Here is a 22,512-nt window from a genome sequence, read left to right as displayed (position 1 = left end):
TTCGTGCACGTACTCAGCGTCAGTTCCCTCAAGGGGGGCGTCGGAAAGACCACGGTGACACTGGGCCTAGCGTCGGCGGCTTTCGCCCGTGGGGTCCGGACCCTCGTGGTCGACCTCGACCCCCAGTCCGATGTGTCCACCGGCATGGATATCCAGGTCGCCGGTCGGCTGAACATTGCCGATGTTCTCGCGAACCCGAAAGAGAAGGTCGTCCGTCAGGCGATCACCTCCAGCGGGTGGGCGAAGGTGCACCCTGGCACGATCGATGTCCTCATCGGCAGTCCATCTGCCATCAACTTCGACGGCCCGCACCCGACGGTGCGCGATGTCTGGAAGCTCGAAGAGGCACTCGCGTCTGTCGAGGCCGACTACGACCTCGTGCTGATCGACTGCGCGCCGTCGCTGAACGCCCTCACGCGCACCGCGTGGGCCGCGAGCGACCGTGTCATGGTCGTCACCGAGCCCGGCCTGTTCTCGGTGGCCGCCGCCGACCGTGCTCTGCGCGCGATCGAAGAGATCCGCCGCGGTCTCTCGCCGCGCCTGCAGCCGCTCGGCATCGTGGTGAACCGCGTGCGTCCGCAGTCGATCGAGCACCAGTTCCGCATCAAAGAGCTGCGCGACATGTTCGGCCCGCTCGTCCTCTCGCCGCAGCTGCCCGAGCGCACATCGCTCCAGCAGGCGCAGGGTGCCGCGAAACCGCTGCACATCTGGCCCGGAGACTCGGCCCAGGAGCTCGCCACCGATTTCGATGCACTGCTCGATCGCATCATGCGCACCGGCCGCATCTCCACGCCCGAGACACCGCACGCCTGATCCCTGTCATCAGAAACGCCTTCGGCGCGAGTTCTCTCGCATCGAAGGCGTTTTTGGTGGAAGCAGTGCTCCCGCTGCCGGGGTGTCTCTTCGAAAATCAGGCCGTGCGGCGCGCGCGGCGCACGGAGAGTTCGTCGACCGGGTCGATCGCCGCGGGCTCGAACTCGATCAGGGTGGATTCGACCTCGCGCAGCACCTTGCCGACAGCGATGCCGAACACGCCCTGGCCGCGACTGACGAGGTCGATGACCTCGTCGTTGGACGTGCAGAGGTAGACCGATGCGCCATCGCTCATGAGCGTGGTCCCCGACAGGTTGCGGATTCCGGCGGAACGGAGCTGCTCGACGGCCGTGCGGATCTGCTGCAGCGAGATGCCGGTGTCGAGCAGACTCTTGACGAGCTTGAGGACCAGGATGTCGCGGAAGCCGTAGAGACGCTGCGAGCCCGATCCGCTGGCGCCGCGAACCGTGGGCTCCACGAGTTCGGTGCGCGCCCAGTAGTCGAGCTGACGGTAGGTGATGCCTGCCGCGCGCGCGGCGACGGCACCGCGGTAGCCGACCTCGTCTTCCATGTCGGGCAGGCCGTCCGTGAAGAGGAGTCCGTCGCCGAATGACGGCTGGTCACGCAGATCTTCGGCGCTCATGCCGTACCTCCTCGAAGTCGATATCTCCACGCTAGAGCAGGCCCCCTGCCCCGGCAATCACATCCGCATGTGTGCGGAGGTGTGTCGCAATCAGTTCGTTACGACAGCAGGCGCGCGAGCGCCTCTTTCGCGAACATTCCCCGCACCTCGTCAAGGCGCGCCGCAAGCTCGGGAGCCATTTCTGCGGCTTTCGCCCGCGAAGCGGTGTCGGTGCGACGCAGAAGCGCGGAGAGTGCAGATTCGACCAGCGCGACATCACGTTCCGCGCTCTGGCGCAGTTGACGCAGGTGACGCGGTTCGATGCCATGTCGGTCGAGTGCGACAAGGCCGCGCAGCAGCGCGACTGTCGACTCGGTGTAGGTGTCGGCGGGCAGGATCACGCCAGTGCTGATCGCGTCGTTCAGCAGCTGCGGCGCGGCTCCTGCTGCCGACAGCAACTCTTCACGGCGGAACCGCCGCGGAGTCGCCACGATCGAGACAGGAAGATCTGCCGAAGGATCGACGCCTTCTTCGTCACGGCGATCGAGGTGCTCGCGAATGACGCTGAGCGGCATGTAGCGGTCACGCTGGAGCGTGAGCGCAAGGCGCAGACGGTCTACGTCCTTCGGCGCGAACTTGCGGTAGCCGGACTCGGTGCGAGACGGCGTGACGATGCCGCGCTCTTCCAGGAAACGCAGCTTGCTCGAGGAGAGCTGCGGAAACTCCGGGGTGAGACGCGACAGCACCTGACCGATGCTGAGAAGCGCCGCGGGCGCAGAGCGCTCACGGGCGGAGGCAGCGGCCATCAGTCGTTGGCCGTGGCGTCAGCGGGTGAGGCGAAGAAGTTGAGACGGAACTTGCCGATACGCAGTTCGTAGCCGTTGCCGAGCTCGCTGCGGTCGACACGCTCTCCGTTGACGTAGGTGCCGTTCAGCGAACGCTGGTCGATGACCTCGAAGGCGGTTCCGGCGCGAAGGATCTCGGCGTGCCGACGGGAGACCGTGACGTCGTCGAAGAAGATGTCGGCCTCGGGGTGGCGGCCGATCGTCGTGACATCGGCGTCGATCAGGTAGCGCGCGCCGGCGAGGGCACCCGAGCGGACCAGAACCAGGGCCGATCCCGAGGGCAGGGCGGCGATCGCCGCCTGTTCCACGTCGGTGAGCTCCACGCCGAACGGCACGAATGACAGATCCGAGTCGTGCCCGAAGGTCTGTGTGGTGTCGTGCTTCGCCTCGCTATCACGGTGGATAGCGGATGGCTGGTCGCGGTTCTCGCTGTGTGTCACGGTGGCCCTCCTCTTCCGTCCAGACTAACGGATGCAACGCACCCGAGGGGAGCCGAATCCTCAGGCATGACGACGTCATTCGCAGAGGTCCGCGATCTAAGGTCGAGGGATGCAGCTTGCCTCGGTGCCGGATCGCGCCTCCCGCCTTCTTCGTCCGCTCGTTCTCCTTCTCGGGGCGTTCGGCGTGGCCGCAGTGCTCGCGACCGCAGTCGCGGCACCGGCCTTCGCCCATGCCGATCTGATCGACTCCTCGCCCGCGGCGGATTCAACAGTCAGCGCCCTTCCGGACGAGATCGTGCTGACATTCAGCGCAGACCTGATCGCCGAGCCCGGCGCGACCGAAGTGGTGGTCGTCGACGGCTCCGGCGTATCGGTCATTGACGGCGAACCCACCGTGGTCGGGCCGATCATGACACAGAGACTCTCGCCTTCCGCATCCGCCGGCGTGTACACCGTGACCTGGAAGGTGGTCTACGCCGACGGCCACCCGGGCTCGTCGAGCTACTCCTTCACCGTCGCAGCAGGATCCGAAGAGGAACAGGAGGCGCCCTCCCCTGCGCCCACGAGCGCACCGTCGACCGCGCAGCCCGACGCATCCGCATCGGCACGTCCCACCGCAGAGCCGTCGACCGCAGGGACCGCCGGCATGTCCCCCGCGCCCGCCTGGGTCTGGGTCCTCTCCATCGCCGGGATCCTGGCCTCGACGACTGCAGCGATCTGGCTCGCCGTCCGCTACCGCCACAATGGCGCCTCCCCCACCTCTGACTCCGACTCCGCGCGATAGGCTTAGAACATGCCTCATTACGATGTCGTCATTCTTGGTGCGGGCCCTGGCGGCTACGTCGCCGCCGTCCGCAGCGCACAGCTCGGTCTCTCCACCGCCATCATTGAAGAGAAGTACTGGGGCGGTGTGTGCCTCAACGTAGGCTGCATCCCTTCCAAGGCTCTCCTGAAGAACGCCGAGCTCGCCCACACGCTGAAGCACAAGGCCGACTTCTTCGGCATCTCCGGCGAGATCTCGATGGACTTCGGCAAGGCCTGGGACCGCTCGCGCGAGGTGGCCGACGGCCGCGTCAAGGGCATCCACTTCCTGATGAAGAAGAACAAGGTCACCGAGTACCAGGGCCGCGGCGCCTTCACGGGCCCCAAGGCGATCACGGTCACCAAGGCCGACGGCTCGACCGAAGAGGTCACCTTCACCAACGTCATCATCGCCACCGGCTCGAAGGTGCGCCTGCTTCCCGGTGTCTCACTGAGCGAGAACGTCGTCACCTACGAAGAGCAGATCCTCAGCCGCGAACTGCCCGAGTCGATCGTCATCGTGGGCGCCGGCGCAATCGGCATGGAGTTCGCGTACGTTCTGACGAACTACGGCGTCAAGGTCACGATCATCGAGTTCCTCGACCGTGCCCTTCCGAACGAAGATGCGGATGTCTCCAAGGAGATCACGAAGCAGTACAAGAACTACGGCGTCGACATCCTCACCTCCACCAAGGTCGAGACGATTGTCGACAACGGCTCCTCGGTCACCGTCACCTACACGGGCAAGGACGGCAACCAGGGATCGATCGAAGCCGGCAAGGTTCTCATGTCGGTCGGCTTCGCCCCGAACATCGAGGGCTTCGGTCTCGAGAACACGGGCGTGAAGCTCACCGAGCGCGGCGCGATCGACATCGACGACCACATGCGCACGAACGTCGAGGGCATCTACGCGATCGGCGACGTCACCGCGAAGCTGCAGCTCGCACACGTTGCAGAAGCACAGGGCGTTGTCGCCGCCGAGACCATCGGTGGCGCCGAGACGCAGACCCTGGGCGACTACCGGATGATGCCCCGCGCCACCTTCTGCTCGCCGCAGGTCGCCTCGTTCGGCCTCACCGAGCAGCAGGCCCGTGACGAGGGTCGCGAGATCAAGGTCGTCTCGTTCCCGTTCATGGCGAACGGCAAGGCGCACGGTCTCGGCGAGCCGGTCGGCTTCGTCAAGATGATCGCCGATGCGGAGCACCTCGAGCTTCTCGGCGCGCACATGATCGGCCCGGACGTCTCGGAGCTTCTGCCCGAGCTGACGCTGGCGCAGAAGTGGGACCTCACGGCTCTGGAACTGGCCCGCAACGTGCACACGCACCCGACGCTGTCGGAGGCCCTGCAGGAAGGCTTCCACGGCCTCGCAGGTCACATGATCAACTTCTGATCGAATTCCGTTCGGGCCCGGCGCGCATCGCGTGCCGGGCCCGAACTGTTTCTCGCCCCTGCTACACGCGGCGCATGGTGATCGCGGCCGCGGTGTGCTCGCGCAGCACCCTGCTGCCGAGGGCGCGAACGAGCAGATCTCGGAAAGGCAGCGCCAGCGCGTTCGCCGGATGCCCCATCGCCATGTAGAACGCGGATCGACGCTGCGCGCGACGTGCCGCGCGCAGCGCCCTGCTCTCCCACAGATCGAGAAGCGGCGAGAGCTGCGTCCCCCCGAGCGCACCGCCCTGCCGGATCGCCGCGGCCAGTCGCTGTGCGTGAACCCAGCCGAGGTTCATCCCCTGTCCGCCGATCGGACTGGTCTCGTGGGCGGCGTCCCCCAGCAGAATCATCCGGCCACGTATGAAGCGCGCGGCGCAGTGCTGCTGGGCGCGGAACTCCGACAGCTCCGCGTCATCGGGAATCACCGGCGCCTCCCCCGTGCGCACCGCAATCACGCGCCGCAGATCCGGCACCGACCGTATGGGCTCTTCGGGGGCCTGGAAGAGCACCCAGCGCCGACGACCATCCGGCAGGGGAAAGGACTCGACGAGACCCGAAGGTTCCAGAAACAGGCGCGCCTGTGCGTCCGTCCCCGGATCGTCGACGTCGAGCATGACGTAGTCGGCGCGTCCCGGGCGCCGCCGCCATGCGACCCCCGCGTCGCCCCGCCGCTCGCTGCGCACCCCGTCAGCGGCGATGACGAGAGAGGCCGTGACCTCCTGCGCATCGACGGCAAGGCGCATCTGCGCGCCGTCCGGTCTCACGGCGCGCACCCGACGTCCGCGCTGCACACCCTCCGTGAACTCCTCGAAACGCGCGCTCAGAAGCCCATCCACGCGCTGCTGCGGGAGGGTGTGCACAGGATGCTCCGGCGGGAAATCGATCCGTGCCAGTATCCTTCCCGCGCTGAGAACCTCGCCGCCGTCCAGGCACAGTGCCTGCTTCCGCATGCGTTCGGCGATGCCCGCCGCCGCGAGCGCCGCGAGCCCCGGCGGATGCACGCCGATGGCCCGCCCGCGTTCGGAACGGTGCGGACGCTGCTCGAAGACGACGACGTCCCTGCCGTCCTGCGCGAGCAGACAGGCGAGCAGCATGCCCACGGGACCCGCTCCGATGATCGCCACCTCGTGGTCAGGCCCGCGCACCGGGTGCCTCCGCGCGTGCTTCGACGCGTGCGGGCATCCGCGCGCGCACCTCCCAGCCCGCGGGGGCACGGGCGTTCAGCTCGGCCACCGTGTACGAGCGGCGGATGCTGGTGAGCCCGTCGTCGCGGATGTAGGAGCCCGCGAGCACCGTCGTGCGAAAGGGCCAGGTGGCCGCGGCGAACAACGTGTACGCGCCCCGACCTCGGGCGATGTCATGATGCACGACGACACCCCCCGGGGCGAGCAGTCGGCGACTCTCCTCCAGGAATGGCAGCAGCGCCGCATCCGCGACGTGATGCAGCACGTGGTTCGAGTACACGATGTCGAAGCGCTCGCCGGCCTCCGCCAGCTCCTCCAGACTGCCTGTCCGGTAGTGCACCTCGCCGGATGCGTCCTTGGCCTGCGCCCAGCGCACCGCCCGCTCATCGGCGTCGAGCGCCCAGACCTGCGCGGCGAACCCGTCGCGGCGCAGTCGCCGAGCCAGAGCCCGCGCCTGGTCGCCACCTCCCGCCCCGATGTCGAGCAGCCGCACCGGTCCGCGGCGAGCGCGAGGGCGGATGTCACGGCGGTAGAGACCTCGCCAGGGTGAGACGACGGCGTTCACGAGCGCGAACCGCTCATAGGTGCGATCGAGCATGGGCGCGGAGGCATCCGGTGCATCCATCAGTTCGCGCGCCTCACTCGCGCGGACCGAGAGGTCAGGCAGCATCCGCACCGTCGGCTCGCACGGTGAACAGGGCGCTCTCGGCGGTCAGCCCGGGACCGAAGGCCATGGCGGCGACGCGGTCTCCGCTGCGCGCGTCGGAACCTCGAAGAATGCGCTGCAGCACGAACAGGACCGTGGCGCTGGACATGTTTCCGCACTCGCGAAGTGTCGTCCTGGCGGGCTCCAACTGCGCGTCGCTGAGGTGCAGTCCGCTCTGCACATGATCGAGGATGCTCCGCCCTCCCGGGTGGATCGCCCAGTGGGTGACCGCACTGCCGATCTCCGACCGATCGAAGGCACCGGCGGTCTCTGCGTCGCCTTCGAAGAGCGGGCGCAGTGCCGCGTCGAGATTCGCCCCGATCAGCTGCGGCACTCGGGTGGAAAGGATCATCTCGAACCCCTCGTCGCCGATCGTCCAGGCCATGTCCTGCTCCCCTTCGGTCACCAGAGCGGTATGGAAGCGATCGAGCACGAAGCCCGGGACATCCGCGATGTCGGTACGTGCCGTGACGATCCCGGCGGCCGCGCCGTCGGCGAACAGCGAGGAGGCGACGATCAGGTCGGGGTTCTCCGAGGAACGCAGATGCAGTGTGCACAGTTCCACGCTGACCACCAGGACGACCGCCTGCGGGTCACCCGCGCAGAACTGGGCGGCCGCACGCAGCGCCGGCATCGAGGCATAGCAGCCCATGAATCCCAGGTGGTAGCGCTGCACGCTCTCCGAAAGGCCCAGTGCACGCACGATGGCATACTCCGGGCCCGGCGCGTGGAATCCCGTGCAGGAGACCGTGATGACGTGCGTCACATCGGCCGGACCGATCGCGGGGTCTGCGTCGAGTGCGCGACGCGCGACCTCGACGAACATCGTCTCGGCCTCACGCACATAGAGCTCGTTGCGCACCTGTGTCCCCGGCGAGAGCAGCAGCCCGCTGTCCCGGTCGTAGAAGACCGGATCATCCACGCCGTGTGCGGAATCGAGTTCACGGAGCACCGTGTACCGCGTATCGATGCCCGAGGCGTCAAACGACGCGGTGATGATCCGCTGCGCCAACCGGCCCATCCCCGGTTGTGCGGCGAAGACGTCGCGCACCTCCGGCTGATGAAGAGTCGTGTCGGGCAGCAGCGTCTGCAGGGAACGGAGCACGGCAGGTCGCGTCATGGGCCCACTCAAGCACTCCGCGGGCACGCCGGAAAGGGGCTTGCGCGCAGAGCCCTCAGATGCGAAGCATGCTCAGAAGCCGAGAGCGCGCGCCAGCTTGGATCCGGATGACGCGTCGCGTCCACCCGCAGAGCGCACGGCGTCCTCGACGGCGGCGAAGAAAGCCGCGCGTGCGGCCTCATCGGCGGGGGCCGCCGGCCCCAGCTCCATCTCCCACTCCCGCCAGGTGCGCTGGATGCCGGAGCGCGCATCGGTCGCGCGTACGCGGTCGTCGACGAACTCTGCGATCACGCCGTCTTCACCCATCAGGAAGTAGGCCATGCGGTCGTTCTCGATACGAGCGAGCGGAGTGAGGGGCTCGGTCGTCCACTGCGCCAGCACCGTGGCGATGGTCTCAGGAAGCTCCTCGTCGTCGCCCAGAGGCCAGCCGAGCTCCAGGCGGCTGTCACCCTGTCGCGGCCCCTTGATGTGCCAGCCGGCATCCGGACCACCCGTACGGCGGCGCACGGCAACGCCGACACGGGCGAGCGCGGCATCTGCCGTGTCGAGGTACTGCGCGTCGAGCTGGCGGAGTTCACCGTCCGTCACCTGTACAACACCGGGGATGCCGCTCCACTCGGGTAGCGGCGTCTGCACGTCGACGTCGTACTTGCGCTCGACCTCGACCGTTCGCTGCGGTTCAGTCGTCATTGGGGGTGATGTCGTCACTGGACTCAGCGAACCAGAATCCCACTTCGGTGGGGCCATCGCCCTGACCGGTGTTGGTCGCCTCTGTGCCGCGACGATAGATGACCTGCGTGGCGCCATAGGGAACGATCATGCTGTCCCGATCGGTGTTGTCCAGCGGCAGGATCTGCCCGTCCAGCGGGCCGCCATGAAGTCTCGCAAGTGCCATGTGCTCACCATAGCGCCGCCTGCGCGTTTCGAGGAGAGGTCGGGGCGCAAGTCAGAGATCGAGGATGTCGAGATCGATCGTGATCTGATCGCCTTCGGTGATGCCGCGCTCGTCTCGGATCTGCTTCTTCAACGGCAGCACGAAGACGCCGTCGCTGAAGAAGATCGAGGTGTTCCAGATGGTGGCGCCGATACGGGCGCGTACGCGCAGGGAGTTGAAGCCGCGCGGCGGCGCGGGAAGCTCGCGCAACGGCACGGAAAGCTCTTCGGGCATGGTCGCGAAGTACCAGGAATCCAGACGCTTGTTCCAGCGGATGACGGTGCTGTCGAACTCGATCTGCATGGGCACAGCGTATCCAGAGGCTCCGACATCGACGGCTTTCCGGGCCCGGCATCCAATGTCCGATCTGCGAATTAGCATCACGACACGACTTGATTTATTCGAACATATTTTCGAGGATGGTGTGATGAGACTCGGCAGCCTTTCTGCGCAAGACAGCGCGGCACCTGGCGACGTGGCACGCGAAGAAGCACGTGCCGCCGATGTCCTTCGGCTGCGTCGCGAGATCGGCCGCATGCAACGACGACGCAGCGACAGCCCGGTCGTGCCGATCCCCTCCGCACTGCGCGGACTGCTCCCCGGTGAAGGGCTGCAGACCGGGAGCGCATACTCCCTCTCCCCCTCACCGAGTCTGGTCTGCGCCCTGCTGAGCACGGCGTCCCAGCGAGGCTCCTGGTGCGCCGTCATCGGCATGCCGACGCTCGGTCTCGAAGCCGCCGCCGGGTTCGGCATCGACCTGGAGCGGCTGATCCTCGTCCCCGACCCCGGCGAGCGCTGGTTGGCCGTCACCTCGGCCCTCGCAGAGGTCGTACCCCTGATCGCCGTGCACCCCGGTTCTCGTATTCTCGGCGCTGAGGCCGCCCGGTTGCAGGCGCGGTTGCGTGAACGCGGCAGCACGCTCCTGGTCACCGGACCCTGGCCGCAGAGCGAAGGACGGCTGCGCATCCACGACCCGCAGTGGCAGGGGATCGGCGAAGGATGGGGCCTCCTCTCCGAACGGGTCGTGACCGTGACGGCGCAAAGCAGACAAGACCCGCATCCGCACAGTGTCCGCGTCCGCCTTCCCGGCCCCCTCGGCACGATCGAAGCTCTGCCGCAGACAGATGCCGTCGTCACTCCGATCTCCCGGTGGGCGGCCATCGCATGAACGCCCCGCTGCGCGTGCTCGTGCTGTGGTTCCCCGACTGGCCATTGCGCGCGGTTCTCGGCTCCCCCGCGCCACATCCGCCGACCGCGCTTCTGCGCGCAGGCATCGTCACCGCGTGCACCGCCTCTGCGCGTGAACACGGGGTGCGGACAGGACAGCGTCGTCGCGCCGCGCAAGGCGCCTTCCCCGCGCTGACCCTGCTCCCGCACGACCCGGTGCACGATGAGCGCGCGTTCCTTCCCGTCCTGAAGACGCTCGAGCGCCTCTCCCCCGGAGTCTCTCTGCTGCGACCAGGGCTCGCTGCGCTGCGTGCGCGTGGGATCGCCCGCTATCACGGCGGCGAACTCGAAGCAGGCATCGCGCTCAGGGAGCAGCTGGCCGAGAACGGCTATCCGGAGGTGCGCATCGGCATCGCCGACGGTCCCTTCACCGCAGAGCTGGCTGCTCGCAGCTCCGGCCCCGTCACGGTCATCCCTCCGGGGAAGGCACCGGAGTTCCTGGCGCCGATGCCCCTGCAGGTACTGCGCGATGAAGATCTCACGAGTCTGCTCATCCGGCTGGGCGTGCACACACTCGGCGAGTTCGCTGCACTGCCGGGCCACGAGGTGCGTGCACGGCTGGGCGATCGCGGCGCACGGCTGCATGCGCTGTCGGGCGGATCCGACTCCCGCGCGCTCACCCCGGTCGAGATCGATCCCGAGCTCGCCCGAGAGATCGAGTTCGACGAACCTCTCGGGCGCGCAGATCAGATCGCCTTCGCGGTGCGGCAGACGGCCGATGCTGTGACGGTCGCGCTCGGACTCGCGTCTCTCGTCTGCACCGAGGTGCGCATCGATCTGACCGACGCCGACGACCGGGTGCACTCCCGCACCTGGCTGCATCCCACCTGCTTCGATCCTGGTGATCTCGTCGACCGGGTGCGTTGGCAGCTCGAGGCGCTGGCGGCGGAGTCCACGACGGAGACCCCTGACGACGCCCACGCGTTCGGGGGCATCCTTGTCGTGCGCATCACCCCCACCGCCGTCGACGATGCGGCGCATCACCAGCCCGGGCTCTTCGGCTCCGGTACCGACGAACGCCTTCACCATGCCGTCTCCCGCGTGCAGACGATGCTGGGCCATCACGGGGTGCTGACCGCTGAGGTCTCCGGTGGGCGCTGGCTGGCCGACCGTCAGCAGCTGACGCCCTGGGGTGAGCGCGCTGTTCTCGAACGCGACCCTACCCGCCCCTGGCCGGGGAGCCTTCCCGATCCCCTTCCCGCAGAGGTCTTTCGTCCGCCACGCGCGGTGACCGTGCTCACCGCGCAGGGCACGACTGTGCAGGTCACTGAGCGAAACGATCTCACCGAACCTCCGGCGCAGATCGAGGGGGCGATCGTGCAGGGATGGGCCGGCCCCTGGCCGCTGCACGAGCGTGGATGGGAAGGCTCGGGGCGCGCCGGCCATCGCCTGCAGATCGTGGATGCCGAAGGGCGTGCGTGGCTGGTTTTCTGCTCCGGCGAGCGCTGGTGGGCAGAGGGGAGGTACAGCTGATGGGATGGCATAACCCGCCGCAGAGCTGGTCCGAACTGGAACGCATACTGAGCGCCACGCCAGACTCCCCGGGTGACACGAGCGCGGAGCCGCGCAGCCCACGGGAACCCCCTGCCCCCATCAGCCGCGCTCGACCGAAGCCGGTACCCGAGAGTGTGCAGCGACCAGACGACGCCGTGCCCTATGCCGAGTTGCACGCGCATTCCTCGTACTCGTTCCTGGATGGTGCGTCCTCACCGGAGGAGCTGCTGAGCGAGGCAGAGCGTCTCGGCCTCACCGCCCTCGCCCTCACCGATCATGACGGCTTCTATGGGGCCGCGCGTTTCGCGGAGGCGGCAGAGCTCAGCGGCGTCCAGGTGCAGACCGTGTTCGGTGCCGAGCTGTCTCTGGGATTGCATGCTCCCCAGCAGGGCATCCCCGATCCTGAGGGAACGCACCTGCTGGTGCTGGCCCGAGGATCAGAGGGGTATCACCGTCTCGCCGGAGCGATCACTCGCGCCCAGCTGCGAGGAGCAGAGAAGGGCCGCCCGGTCTACGATCTCGACGACTTGGCCGCGGCAGCCGACGGACAGTGGACCATCCTCACCGGATGCCGCAAGGGCAGCGTGCGACAGGGATTGCAGCAGGGCGATGCCGCGACCCCGCTGCGACGCCTGGTCGACGTCTTCGGCGCCGACCAGATCGCCGTCGAGCTGATGGATCACGGCGATCCGCTCGACACCCGACACAACGACACCCTGGCGGGCCTCGCCCGGGAGCTGCGTCTGCCTGTCGTCGCGACGAACAACGTGCACTACGCCTCTCCGGCGCAGACCCGTCTCGCCGAGGCGGTCGCCGCGGTGCGGGCACGGCGCAGCATGGATGACCTCGACGGCTGGCTTCCGGTGCACGGCACCGCGCATCTGCGTTCCGGGCAGGAGATGACGTCCCGTTTCGCCCGGTACCCGGGGGCGGTTGCACAGACTCTGCGCATCGCAGCCGATTGCGCGTTCTCTCTGCGCAAGGTTCGCCCGGCTCTCCCGCAGGTCGAGCTGCCGGAGGGGCAGACACCCATGGGGCATCTGCGCGCGCTGGTATGGCAGGCGGTGCCCACGGTGTATCCCCGGCTCGACGATGAGGGTCGGGCACGCATCGAGAAGGAGCTGAGCGTCATCGAGGAGAAGGACTTTCCCGGGTACTTCCTGATCGTGCACGACATCGTCGCCGAGGCGCGGCGGCGGGGCATCCTGTGCCAGGGACGAGGTTCTGCGGCGGCGAGCGCGGTCTGCTATCTGCTCGGGATCACCGCGATCGATCCGATCCGCTACCGGCTTCCGTTCGAGCGTTTCCTTGCGACGACCCGTGAGGAGGAGCCCGATATCGATGTGGACTTCGACTCCCGCCGCCGCGAGGAGATCATCCAGTGGGTCTATGGGCGCTATGGGCGGGAGCGTGCAGCACAGGTGGCGAATGTGATCCAGTACCGACCGAAGAACGCGGTACGCGACATGGCCCGCGCGCTCGGGTATGCGCCCGGGCAGCAGGATGCGTGGTCTCGACAGGTCGACGGTTGGAGCGCAGGACTGGAGGCCGCCGACGACAATGACATCCCTGCCGATGTCCTCCGCTATGCGAGCGATCTCCTGAAGGCGCCGCGCCACCTCGGCATCCACTCCGGGGGGATGGTGCTGACCGCTCGACCGGTCGGTGAGGTGGTGCCGGTGGAGCATGCGCGAATGGAGAATCGCACCGTCATCCAGTGGGACAAAGACGACGCTGCCTGGATGGGGCTGGTCAAGTTCGACCTGCTCGGACTCGGGATGCTCGCGGCCTTGCAGCACTGCTTCGACCTGATCGCCGAGAGCACGGGTGAGCGGTGGACGCTGGAGTCCATCCCCAAAGAAGAACCCGCCGTCTTCGACATGCTCTGCCGCGCCGATTCCATCGGAGTCTTCCAGGTCGAGTCCCGCGCGCAGATGGGACTTCTCCCCCGCCTTCAGCCGCGGTCGTTCTACGACCTGGTGATCCAGATCGCCCTCATCCGCCCCGGCCCCATCCAGGGCGGCGCCGTGCATCCTTTCGTCCGCCGCAAGCTGGGAGCCGAGAAGGTGGTCTACGCGCATCCGAAACTGGAGCCGATTCTGGAGCGCACCCTGGGCATCCCGATCTTCCAGGAGCAGCTGATCCAGATGGCGACCACCCTGGGCGACTGCACCGCCGATGAGGCCGATCTTCTGCGTCGTGCGATGGGGTCAAAGCGCGGTCAGGAGAAGATCGAGCGCATCCGCACGAAGCTGTACGAGGGGATGCGCCGACACGGGCTGGACGAGGCGACCTCCGATCGCATCTACGCGCAGATCCAGGCGTTCTCGAACTTCGGCTTCGCCGAGTCGCACTCCCTCTCGTTCGCTCTGCTGGTCTATGCGAGCTCCTGGCTCAAGCTGCACTACCCGGCGGCATTCCTCGCAGCTCTTCTGAGAGCGCAGCCGATGGGCTTCTACTCCCCCGCCTCGCTGACGGCGGATGCCCGGCGACATGGGGTGCGCGTGCTGCGACCCGATCTGCATGCATCCGGAGCGACGGAGACGCTGGAGGCGACTGCGGACGCTTCGGGCCCGACCGGTCTTACCTTCTGCACCGAACCGGACCAGCCGTCCGTCCCTCTGTTCGACCGCGACCTGCCCGACGACTCGCCGGAGCATCGCCGCGATGGCGGGCATGCGGTGCGGATGGGCCTCAGCGGAGTACGCGGGATCGGCACGAAGCTCGCGGAACGCATCGTCGCCGAACGAGAAGCGCACGGCGTCTTCCGCGACCTGCACGACCTTGTGCGACGCACGGATGCCACCGCCGCGCAGGTGGAAGCGTTGGCAACCGCAGGGGCCTTCGACTCACTGGGGCTGCAACGACGCGAGGCGCTCTGGCTGGCTGGCGCTGCCGCGCAGGATCGCGCCCAGTATCTGCCGGACACCACGATCTCGGTGCAGCCGCCGCTGTTTCCGGATCAGTCGGGCTATGAACGACTCGCTTCCGACCTCTGGGCGACGGGGCTCTCCACCGACGACCATCCGCTGTCGCATTTCCGGGCAGCGTTGCAGGAACGCGGGGTGGTGAGCGCCGACCTGCTCCGAACGCACGAAGTGGGGCGACGCGTCGAGGTCGCGGGCCTCGTGACACACAGGCAGCGCCCGGCGACGGCCGCGGGGATCACCTTCCTCAATCTGGAAGACGAGCACGGCCTGGTGAACGTGGTCTGCTCCGCGGGGGTGTGGAATCGCTATCGCAGAGTCGCGCGGGATTCTCCGGCGCTCATCGTGCGCGGAATCCTCGAGCGTTCTCCCGAGGGGGTGATCAATGTCCTCGCCGATGCTTTTGAAGATCTCCGCACCGGACTCAGCCACCAGTCCCGTGATTTCCGCTGACCACGGCAACGTAGACCTACCAGAAGCGCTCTTCGGGCTCTGGTGGCGGACGATCCGCGCCGCCCCAGCGGTCGGCTTCGGCCTTGGCGGCATCCGCGGCTGCATCCGCGCCGCGCAGCGCCGCCTTGGCTCCCAGCGCGCCGGGCGTGAAGGGATCGATCAGAAGCTGGGTCTCCCCCGCGCTCCCCGAGAATCGGATACTGCACTGCAGCACGCGTCCCGTCCAGATGATCGCGTCGGCGGGGCGATGCTCGTCCCAGCGGTGCTCCACTCCCGTGTCGAGATCGACGATCGTGTGGATGCGCACACCCGCAGCGCCATCCGCGGCGCCGCTCTCGCTCACTTCGACGCGGTGCCCGAGGGGAATGCTGACGGTGCCGTTCAGCAGGATGCTCCTGTCCATGCTCCCACCATACGAGTCCGGCACCCGACGGCACAGGTGCGCAGTCACCGAGTGCGGAAACTCTGTGGCGCGCCGATGGCGGATTCGAGTGCTCAGCAGCCGAAGAGGCGCGCGAAGAAGCCCGGCTTGGCGTTCTTCGCCGCGGCGATCTGCGCGGCGGAATGAGTGCCGTTGCACCATTCACTCGCGGGCACCGAGGCCTTCACGGACTGCACATGCTGACCACAGCCTGCCCAGGTGGTCTTCTTGCAGGTGCGGCATGTGGTGGGACGGCACATTGTGTCGCTCTCTTTCCTCAGATACTCCAGGGGGTATGCGCAACTATACCCCAAGGGGTATCCTGGTCAGGACTCCACCCCATCGACAGGAGACGACGATGACCACCCCCACCACGTCCTTCGCGCACGACGCCGAAGCCAAGCGCAAGGTGCTCAACCGTCTGCGCCGCGCTCACGGTCAGCTCAACGCCGTGATCGAGGCCGTCGACAACGACCAGAGCTGCCGCGACATCGTCCAACAGCTCTCTGCCGTCTCCAAGGCGCTCGACCGGGCCGGCTTCCTCGTGATCTCCAGCGCCCTCAAGGAATGCCTCACCGATCCCGACACCGACGAGCTCGCGACCGACGAACTCGAGAAGCTCTTCCTCTCGCTGGCCTGAGGCGCCGTCCGTTCCTGAGACACCGGAACCACACTCCGAAAGAGACGACGACGAGCACGAGTCCCGTGATCAAGAACGTGACCTCACCACCGAGAGCCACGACCGCCCATCCCGTGAGCATCGCTCCCACGAGCTGCCCGCTCGTCGCGGCCATCAGGTACAGCGAGACGACCCGACCGCGAATCGCCCCATTCGTCGACAGCTGGGCAAGCGATTCGTTGCCGATCATGAACATGATGCGTGTGACGAAGGCCGCCACGAGAGCAATGGCGAAGACGCCGGGCGCGGGCGCGAACCCTGTCACCGCCCAGATCATCCCCGACACACCCAGGAGAAGCGCGTTGTCTTGCAACCGCAGTCGACGACGCCGCGCCGACACGAGACTGCCCACGAACGCCCCGATCGCCGCGATCGCCTGAAAACCGCTGTACCCGGCAGCCCCCAGATCGAACCGCTCGCGTGCAGCCCATGCCATCAGCACCGAGCCGGTGAGCCCGAACAGCGCAAGGGTGAAGATCAACAGGATGCACGCCGTGATCTCCGGCTTGCTGCGCACGTAGCGAAACGCTTCCGCGACCTGCCCTCGCCGCGCGGGGACCTTCGCCACCCCGAACAGGGAGTCACGGCGAACCGTCAGCAGAACAGCGATCCCCGCCAGCAGGAAAAGCGTCGCAACGATCAGCGTGCCGCCGACATCGATCCACAGGATCAGGATGCCCGTGAGCGCAGCCCCCGCGATCCCTGCGAGCTGACCGACCGCAGCATTCAAGCTCAGAGCATTCGAGAGACGCCACGTGCCTACGACCTCGACGACGAGAACCGCGCGGCTGGGTCCCTCGAATGCGGCGCTCAACCCGATGAGCAGGGAGCTGAGCAGAATGAGGCCGACCGTCTGCTGACCGAACAGCGTCGCAAGCGCCAGCACGGCGACGGCGACCACCATGAGGGACTGTGTCGCGAGCACGGTCATGCGGGCATTCAGTCGATCTCCCAGAAGCCCGCCCCATGCACTGAGTGTCACGACCGGCACGAGCTGTGCGGCGACGACCAGGCTGACCAGGGCAACGTTGCCCGTGAGCTCGATCATGAGCCAGTCGCTCGTCAGTCGAGCCAGCCACGCACCGCTTGAGGCTCCGATGAAGCTGAGGATGTACCTGCGGTAGTTGCTCCCACCGAGCGCGATGAAAGTATCGCGGAGCGCGGGACGATGAGCGAGGTTCGGAAGAGGTTCGGTCACGGGATGCGGCACGGCGTCTATGCCTGGATGAGACATGAACGCAAATCTACGGTGACCACAGTAATTTGGCGACGAGATAGAAGTGATATCAGTCATTGGAAAGACCAATAGGCTGTCTCCTATGTACGAGACCGAGTTGCTGCGCTGCTTCGTCGCTGTGGCCGAAACGAAGAGCTTCTCTGCCGCGGGTCGCCAGCTCGATGTCAGCCAGCCCACGGTGAGTCAGCGCATACGGCGACTCGAAGCGCAGATCGGTCGGGTGCTGTTCTCTCGGGACACGAGACATGTCTCGCTCACCGACAGCGGCGAGGCACTGCTTGGCTTCGCACGACGCGCGCTGGCCGCGATCGACGATGCGCACGCGCACTTCGCGGGACCGGCGGAGCGCACCCGCGTGCGCTTCGGAACAGCGGATGATCTCGCACTGACGCACCTCCCCGAGATTCTTCGGGACTTTCGGCGCAAGAACCCGCACGTCGATGTCGAGATCACCGTGGGTCAATCCGCGGCGATCTTTCGACGCCTCAAGGCCGGAAACCTCGACCTGGTCTATGTACGGCGAGAGCCGGGCATTGCGGAAGGAAGGGTCGTCCGTCGCGAGCAGCTGGTGTGGGCGGCCCATCCCGCGCTCGTCTTTCATGCAGATGAACCCGTGCCGCTGGTCACCTACCCTCGTCCCAGTCCGTCACGAGCAGCCGCCATCGAAGCGCTCGAAGCACCGAAACGGCAGTGGAAGCCGACCTGTACCGCACGTGACATCACGGGGATCCTCGCCGGTGTCCGAGCGGGACTCGGCGTCGCCGTGTTCCCGGAGACGCTCATGCCCGCCGATCTCGTGCGGGTCGACAGCCAGTTCAACCTGCCGCCCCTCGGCGCGCTCGATTTCGCGCTCCTCGACAATCCCGCTGCCCCGCGCCGCCCGATCGAGGCGTTGAGCGCCGCAATCGTCAGCAGCATCTCGTAGCTAGTCCAGCGACCGGTAGTAGATGCTCGAGCGCCCCTCTGGTGCATTGATATGCGTCTGTGTGTTCGGCACGACGTCCGTGTTCTGCGCGGCGACGGTGATCCACGATTCCGCGCGTCGTTCGAGCACGAAGGTGAAGATTCCCTCGCGCTCCCCCGCCGGCGTTCCATCGGGGGCGACCTGTCCCACGAGGAGCCAGCGCGCCTGCACGACAGCGCCGGCATCTCCGAGCATCCGCAGTCGGGGCTTGCCCATCGTGATGGTGGACCCCGGGAAGATCGTGGTGAAGCCGAATTCGTGCGACACTCGAATGCTCTCGCGGTCGTGCCACCAGAGGCCGACGACGTTCACGAACTCCGCGTCCTCTGCGAAGAGCAGCGAGAGCGCATCCGCATCCGCACTGTTCCACGCATCCTGCCAACGGGCGACGACTTCTTCGGGTGCCTTCATGACCGCCTCCTCATGGGTTGACCGGTGTGCTCAGCCTAGATCTCAGACGGAGGCGACGCCGAGCACCTCGGCGAGCTCTTTTCCGGCGAGATTCGCCCCGAATCCCGGATGCCCCGGCTGTAGACCGCGACTCGCCGCCAGCGGGCCGATCACGAGCGCATCGAAACCGAAGGCATCCACGAGCGAGACGACCGCGGCGACGGCATCCGCGTCGTCTCCGGAGACGGCGATCGCCTTGCGGCTCGGATCTCCGGAGGGACGCGGCCCGTCGTGCAGGTCGTGGTACCCCATGTGATTGAACGCCTTCACCACACGCGCGTTCGCGAGGAATGACTGCACGATCTCGCTCGTCGTCGTTCGCGGGTCGTCAAGGTCATGGCGAATGCCGTCCGTCTCCCACCAGTATTTCATGGCATCGAGCACCAGCTTCCCGTCGAAAAGCTCGGCGGGAAGTCGGGTGAGCTTGCCGAGCGGAAGGGCGAGGATCACGACATCCGCGTCTCGTACGACATCCGCAGCCGCCATCGCCACCGCACCCGGCGTCAGCACCTCGACGGTGAGCGCGATCTTCGCGGGGCTTCCGGAGCCGGCGATCAGCACCCGAAATCCTGCGGCGAGCGCGAGCTTCGCGAGCACCGTGCCTACCTGTCCTGCGCCGAGAATCCCGATGGTCGGGGCAGACGCGGCGCTCTCGCCGCTCACGACGCGCCGCCGCCTTCCGCGAGAAGCTCTCGCACCATTGGGATCACCTTCGTGCCGTAGAGCTCGACCGAGCGCAGTCGAGCGCTCGCTGGGATCGCGCCACCGCTGTAGATCATGTCGAAGCGTCCGACGTCGAGGGCGCGGATCGCGCTGGCGATCTTTCGTGCGACCGTCTCTGGCGATCCGATGTAGAGCGAGCCGTGCTCCGCTTCCGACTCGAACTCGCGTCGACTCATGGGCGGCCAGCCGCGCTCGGCGCCGATGCGGTCGCGCATCGCCTTGTAGTCGTCGTAGACGGTCTCTTTGGCGAGCTCATCGGTGTCGGCGATGAAGCCGGGCGAGTGAAGTCCCACCGGGTACGCCGTCGTCTCGAGCTGCGCAGTCGCACGGCGGTAGAGGTCGACGTAGGGCGCGAAACGATCGGGGGATCCTCCGATGACGGCCAGCATGAGACGGAACCCGTACTGTGCCGTGCGGATGACCGACTGCGGCGAACCACCGACTCCCACCCAGGTCTTCAGGCGCCCGGACTCGGTCTTCGGGAACACATCGGCGTCGTGAAGAGGGGCACGTGTCGTGCCCTGCCAGGTGACGGGCCTCTCATCGAGGAGCTTGTGGAAGAGGTCGATCTTCTCTTCGAAGAGCACCTCATAGTCGGCCAGGTCGTAACCGAAGAGAGGGAAGGACTCCGTGAAGGAGCCGCGACCGAGGATGACCTCCGCGCGTCCGTTCGAGAGCGCATCGACGGTCGCGAAGCGCTGGAACACGCGGACGGGATCATCGGACGAGAGCACGGTGACACCCGAGGCGAGCCTGATGTTCTTCGTCACGGTCGCGATACCGGCGAGCACCGTCTCGGGCGTCGAGATCGCGAACTCGGGACGATGGTGCTCCCCCACCGCGATGGCGTCGATGCCGACCTCATCGGCGAGAACAGCTTCTTCGACCGTTGCCCGGATCGCCTGCGCGTAGGACACGAGTTCGCCGTTCGCGTCACGCGGCAGATCGCCGAAGGTGTCGATGCCGAATTCGATGCTCTGGATGTCGCTCATCTGCGCCTGTCCTCCCGAACCACGCTCACTTAGTTGATACATCAATTATGCATCAGGATCGGTGTCAGAGCGCCGCCATCAGCACAGCGGGGCGCTCTACCGCGTCGCCCCCACGGTCCGCTGCGCGAGTCTGTCGAGCGTGTGCTGGATCTTGTCGACGCCGATGTTCCCACAGCCGACCAGTGTGAGACGGCTCAGCGACTCGAGGTCATTGATCACCTCGATGTTGCTGATCTTCGTGCAGTACTGCAGGTCGAGGCGTTCGAGACGAGGCAGCATCCGCAACCCGGAGATGTCACTGAGATTCCTGAGGTTCTTCACCTGCAGCGTGGTGAGGTCGGAGAGCGCCCCGATGCCGTCGAGGGTCGTCAGCTTCGTTCCGCCGTGCAGACCGAGGCTGCGCAGCGGACGCGCCGCGAGCACCCCGAAGATCTCCTCGTTGGTCGGCACGAGTTGCAGGTGGAGGTCGACAAGCGGAAGGGTGAGGGCCTGCCGCAGGGTGCGAAGGGACCGGTCCGGTCGAAAGGACAGGCTCTCGAGCAGCGGAAACTGCTCCTCGTCGAACCGCAGCTCGCCGACGACGGTCAGTGCGCGCAGGTTCGGGAGTGCGATGCGCGGCCAGTGCAGCGTCTTGCCATCGTCGATCAACACTCGGATCTCGCTCAGACGAGAGGGAAGATCCCCCTCCTTGAGCTGCGTGATGGCCGTACTCACAGCACTCGATCCACTGATCGTGAGCGACTGGAGTGCCGGCATCGCGCTCAGGATTTCGGGCAGCTCCAGAAACGGGTCCGCGTGCGGTGCCCAGAGCTGCGCGGTGGTGATCGTGGCCAGGTGCGCGAGATCTCTCGGCTGGTCGACGACGACAACCTCACGTGCCCGGCTGATACCGCGAAACTCCGACTCGTTTCGCTGGCGCAGCAGCACGGTTCCTGTCATGGCCCCATACAAGCGCAGGCGGCCGCGGCGGTCAAACGCCCGGCACGAGAGGGCACACAGCGGCGGCCGGGCCGGATGCGGCCGCCCCCCGTCTCTCCGCTTCGCGCATGCGCGCCGGGGTTCGACCGGTTTTGTCCGGTCGATCGCGCGGCCGACGGAGCGTGGGCCTGCCTACACTCGGGGCATGCTGCGCCGCACACAGGATTTCCGAGGTCTCACGCAGCGCCGCCGCCTGCGGCTGCTGCAGTCGATTCAGCGCGTGCCGGGGCGTCGCGCGGGTGAGATCGCATCAGAATGCGGCATCCCGCTGAACACGGCGCGCGATCATCTGCGTGTGCTGGAGAACGACTGGCTGATCCGCAGCGAGACGGCGCACGTGAGCACACGGGGCCGGCCGCCGATCATCTTCTTCCCGGTGCGCGAGGTGACCACGAGTGAGGCCGCGCTACACGAGGCATCCGCGGTCGAGTGACTCCCCCCGCCGTCTGCCGGTGTCGGCTCAGAGACGCGCCGTGGTGAGTGGTTCGATGTCGACACGGTCGGCGGGCGCGCTGTGCGCGTTCGCGCGCTCTCGGAGGAGGGGCAGTGCCTCCGTCAGGCTCCCGCCGAGCAGGTGCAGTGCGTTGAGCCCCCGGGATTCCCACACCGGGAACTCACCGTCCGCACCTCGCCCCGACGTATCCCAGAGCAGCGCGTCGCCATTCTCACTCCACCCGAAGACGCGCAACGAGCTCGGGGTGTCCCAGGTACCGTCGGGTTCGACCATCCAGTCGAACTCCTCGATCTGCCCGTCCCGGTAGCTTTCGAGGAAGCGTGCTGTCAGGTTGTCGGCCCGCTGGCGCCCATCCGCGTATCCGGGAAGCACGGGTGGATAGATGAGCCAGAGCCCGAACGTCCGCGCCCATCCACACTCGCGGACGAACACCTGATACGAGGGCGGAAAGCCGAGGCCATCAGGAAAGCGGAACGACTCCAGCGCCGCGAAATCGATGTGGGCGGTTGAGGGGCCGTCGTCGCCGATCGTCAGACGGAGGTGCGCGTCGGTCATGGCTTCAGAGTAGCCGCCGTGAGCGTGACTGATTCCTGCGCGCCGGGCTCCCGTAGGGTGGA

The 22,512-nt window shown here is 67.0% G+C and carries 26 protein-coding genes; 9 read left to right on the top strand and 17 right to left on the bottom strand.

Annotated elements, in window-relative coordinates; all coding sequences use genetic code 11:
- Window positions 1-3 precede the first annotated feature (3 nt).
- Entirely contained in the window at window positions 4-813 is an 810-nt protein-coding gene (locus tag AC1REM_RS10210) for a ParA family protein (RefSeq protein ID WP_492515467.1), read from the top strand.
- 97 nt (window positions 814-910) lie between these two features.
- Here AC1REM_RS10210 and AC1REM_RS10205 read toward each other — a convergent pair whose 3' ends face one another.
- From AC1REM_RS10205 to AC1REM_RS10195, 3 genes are all read right to left on the bottom strand, one after another.
- On the bottom strand, window positions 911-1,456 hold the full coding sequence (locus AC1REM_RS10205; RefSeq protein WP_204939709.1) for a MerR family transcriptional regulator: 546 nt from the start codon (window positions 1,454-1,456) through the stop codon (window positions 911-913).
- 98 nt (window positions 1,457-1,554) lie between these two features.
- The gene (gene ftsR / locus AC1REM_RS10200; protein WP_204939708.1) at window positions 1,555-2,241 is read right to left on the bottom strand and encodes a transcriptional regulator FtsR; all 687 of its coding nucleotides are present in this window, start codon (window positions 2,239-2,241) and stop codon (window positions 1,555-1,557) included.
- The gene (locus AC1REM_RS10195; RefSeq protein ID WP_492514547.1) at window positions 2,241-2,720 is read right to left on the bottom strand and encodes an FHA domain-containing protein; all 480 of its coding nucleotides are present in this window, start codon (window positions 2,718-2,720) and stop codon (window positions 2,241-2,243) included. The genes ftsR and AC1REM_RS10195 overlap by 1 nt, the downstream gene beginning before the upstream one ends.
- A 109-nt stretch (window positions 2,721-2,829) precedes the next feature.
- Here AC1REM_RS10195 and AC1REM_RS10190 point away from each other — a divergent pair, with 109 nt between their 5' ends.
- Both AC1REM_RS10190 and lpdA read left to right on the top strand, forming a co-directional pair.
- A complete protein-coding gene (locus tag AC1REM_RS10190; RefSeq protein WP_492514546.1) occupies window positions 2,830-3,504 on the top strand; it encodes a copper resistance CopC family protein in 675 nt (224 codons plus the stop codon).
- Between the two features lie 9 nt (window positions 3,505-3,513).
- Window positions 3,514-4,911, top strand: coding sequence for a dihydrolipoyl dehydrogenase (gene lpdA / locus AC1REM_RS10185; protein WP_492514545.1), 1,398 nt, complete (start codon window positions 3,514-3,516; stop codon window positions 4,909-4,911).
- Window positions 4,912-4,972: 61 nt separating this feature from the next.
- On the opposite strand, the gene AC1REM_RS10180 is transcribed toward lpdA, so the two are convergent.
- The 6 genes from AC1REM_RS10180 to AC1REM_RS10155 form a co-directional block, all read right to left on the bottom strand.
- Window positions 4,973-6,097: an FAD-dependent oxidoreductase gene (locus AC1REM_RS10180; protein WP_492514544.1), complete on the bottom strand. Its 1,125-nt coding sequence runs from the start codon at window positions 6,095-6,097 to the stop codon at window positions 4,973-4,975.
- Window positions 6,084-6,806: a methyltransferase domain-containing protein gene (locus tag AC1REM_RS10175; RefSeq protein ID WP_492514543.1), complete on the bottom strand. Its 723-nt coding sequence runs from the start codon at window positions 6,804-6,806 to the stop codon at window positions 6,084-6,086. Before AC1REM_RS10175 ends, AC1REM_RS10180 begins: the two co-directional genes overlap by 14 nt.
- Window positions 6,796-7,962, bottom strand: coding sequence for a type III polyketide synthase (locus AC1REM_RS10170; RefSeq protein WP_492514542.1), 1,167 nt, complete (start codon window positions 7,960-7,962; stop codon window positions 6,796-6,798). The genes AC1REM_RS10175 and AC1REM_RS10170 overlap by 11 nt, the downstream gene beginning before the upstream one ends.
- A gap of 72 nt (window positions 7,963-8,034) precedes the next feature.
- A complete protein-coding gene (locus tag AC1REM_RS10165; protein WP_492514541.1) occupies window positions 8,035-8,652 on the bottom strand; it encodes a CYTH domain-containing protein in 618 nt (205 codons plus the stop codon).
- The gene (locus AC1REM_RS10160) at window positions 8,642-8,857 is read right to left on the bottom strand and encodes a response regulator (protein ID WP_204939701.1); all 216 of its coding nucleotides are present in this window, start codon (window positions 8,855-8,857) and stop codon (window positions 8,642-8,644) included. The genes AC1REM_RS10165 and AC1REM_RS10160 overlap by 11 nt, the downstream gene beginning before the upstream one ends.
- A gap of 51 nt (window positions 8,858-8,908) precedes the next feature.
- On the bottom strand, window positions 8,909-9,199 hold the full coding sequence (locus tag AC1REM_RS10155; RefSeq protein ID WP_492514540.1) for a DUF1905 domain-containing protein: 291 nt from the start codon (window positions 9,197-9,199) through the stop codon (window positions 8,909-8,911).
- A gap of 124 nt (window positions 9,200-9,323) precedes the next feature.
- On the opposite strand from AC1REM_RS10155, the gene imuA' reads away from it, so the two are divergent.
- The 3 genes from imuA' to AC1REM_RS10140 are packed head-to-tail and all read left to right on the top strand — an operon-like array spanning window position 9,324 to window position 14,997.
- A complete protein-coding gene (imuA', locus tag AC1REM_RS10150) occupies window positions 9,324-10,064 on the top strand; it encodes a DnaE2-dependent mutagenesis accessory factor ImuA' (RefSeq protein ID WP_204939699.1) in 741 nt (246 codons plus the stop codon).
- Window positions 10,061-11,596 carry a DNA polymerase Y family protein gene (locus AC1REM_RS10145; RefSeq protein WP_492514539.1) on the top strand — a complete coding sequence of 512 codons (1,536 nt, stop codon included), beginning with the start codon at window positions 10,061-10,063 and terminating at the stop codon, window positions 11,594-11,596. Before imuA' ends, AC1REM_RS10145 begins: the two co-directional genes overlap by 4 nt.
- Window positions 11,596-14,997 carry an error-prone DNA polymerase gene (locus tag AC1REM_RS10140; RefSeq protein ID WP_492514538.1) on the top strand — a complete coding sequence of 1,134 codons (3,402 nt, stop codon included), beginning with the start codon at window positions 11,596-11,598 and terminating at the stop codon, window positions 14,995-14,997. The genes AC1REM_RS10145 and AC1REM_RS10140 overlap by 1 nt, the downstream gene beginning before the upstream one ends.
- Window positions 14,998-15,013: 16 nt before the next feature.
- Here AC1REM_RS10140 and AC1REM_RS10135 read toward each other — a convergent pair whose 3' ends face one another.
- Both AC1REM_RS10135 and AC1REM_RS10130 read right to left on the bottom strand, forming a co-directional pair.
- Window positions 15,014-15,400, bottom strand: coding sequence for a hypothetical protein (locus AC1REM_RS10135; protein WP_492514537.1), 387 nt, complete (start codon window positions 15,398-15,400; stop codon window positions 15,014-15,016).
- Window positions 15,401-15,492: 92 nt separating this feature from the next.
- The gene (locus tag AC1REM_RS10130) at window positions 15,493-15,678 is read right to left on the bottom strand and encodes a DUF8730 family Cys-rich protein (protein WP_492514536.1); all 186 of its coding nucleotides are present in this window, start codon (window positions 15,676-15,678) and stop codon (window positions 15,493-15,495) included.
- A 98-nt stretch (window positions 15,679-15,776) separates the two neighbouring features.
- Here AC1REM_RS10130 and AC1REM_RS10125 point away from each other — a divergent pair, with 98 nt between their 5' ends.
- A complete protein-coding gene (locus AC1REM_RS10125; RefSeq protein WP_492514535.1) occupies window positions 15,777-16,058 on the top strand; it encodes a metal-sensitive transcriptional regulator in 282 nt (93 codons plus the stop codon).
- Here the strand turns inward: AC1REM_RS10125 and AC1REM_RS10120 are convergent.
- Window positions 15,991-17,331 carry an MFS transporter gene (locus AC1REM_RS10120; protein WP_492514534.1) on the bottom strand — a complete coding sequence of 447 codons (1,341 nt, stop codon included), beginning with the start codon at window positions 17,329-17,331 and terminating at the stop codon, window positions 15,991-15,993. The genes AC1REM_RS10125 and AC1REM_RS10120 overlap by 68 nt on opposite strands.
- An 85-nt stretch (window positions 17,332-17,416) precedes the next feature.
- On the opposite strand from AC1REM_RS10120, the gene AC1REM_RS10115 reads away from it, so the two are divergent.
- On the top strand, window positions 17,417-18,259 hold the full coding sequence (locus tag AC1REM_RS10115; protein ID WP_204939693.1) for a LysR substrate-binding domain-containing protein: 843 nt from the start codon (window positions 17,417-17,419) through the stop codon (window positions 18,257-18,259).
- On the opposite strand, the gene AC1REM_RS10110 is transcribed toward AC1REM_RS10115, so the two are convergent.
- The 4 genes from AC1REM_RS10110 to AC1REM_RS10095 all read right to left on the bottom strand — a co-directional run bounded on the left by AC1REM_RS10110 (window position 18,260) and on the right by AC1REM_RS10095 (window position 21,402).
- Window positions 18,260-18,709, bottom strand: coding sequence for an SgcJ/EcaC family oxidoreductase (locus AC1REM_RS10110; RefSeq protein ID WP_492514533.1), 450 nt, complete (start codon window positions 18,707-18,709; stop codon window positions 18,260-18,262).
- A 42-nt stretch (window positions 18,710-18,751) separates the two neighbouring features.
- The gene (locus AC1REM_RS10105) at window positions 18,752-19,411 is read right to left on the bottom strand and encodes an NADPH-dependent F420 reductase (RefSeq protein WP_492514532.1); all 660 of its coding nucleotides are present in this window, start codon (window positions 19,409-19,411) and stop codon (window positions 18,752-18,754) included.
- Entirely contained in the window at window positions 19,408-20,463 is a 1,056-nt protein-coding gene (locus tag AC1REM_RS10100; RefSeq protein ID WP_492514531.1) for an LLM class flavin-dependent oxidoreductase, read from the bottom strand. Before AC1REM_RS10100 ends, AC1REM_RS10105 begins: the two co-directional genes overlap by 4 nt.
- 96 nt (window positions 20,464-20,559) lie before the next feature.
- Window positions 20,560-21,402 carry a hypothetical protein gene (locus tag AC1REM_RS10095; protein ID WP_492514530.1) on the bottom strand — a complete coding sequence of 281 codons (843 nt, stop codon included), beginning with the start codon at window positions 21,400-21,402 and terminating at the stop codon, window positions 20,560-20,562.
- Between the two features lie 184 nt (window positions 21,403-21,586).
- On the opposite strand from AC1REM_RS10095, the gene AC1REM_RS10090 reads away from it, so the two are divergent.
- Complete coding sequence (locus tag AC1REM_RS10090) at window positions 21,587-21,874, top strand: helix-turn-helix domain-containing protein (RefSeq protein ID WP_492514529.1); 288 nt, start codon at window positions 21,587-21,589, stop codon at window positions 21,872-21,874.
- Window positions 21,875-21,901: 27 nt separating this feature from the next.
- Here AC1REM_RS10090 and AC1REM_RS10085 read toward each other — a convergent pair whose 3' ends face one another.
- Window positions 21,902-22,450, bottom strand: coding sequence for a hypothetical protein (locus AC1REM_RS10085; RefSeq protein WP_492514528.1), 549 nt, complete (start codon window positions 22,448-22,450; stop codon window positions 21,902-21,904).
- Between the last annotated feature and the right edge of the window lie 62 nt (window positions 22,451-22,512).

This window comes from Microbacterium sp. GW823-FHT02G05, from assembly GCF_058797175.1.
Note: the sequence above shows the minus strand (reverse complement) of the source record. Positions and strands in the feature narration are given on the sequence as shown.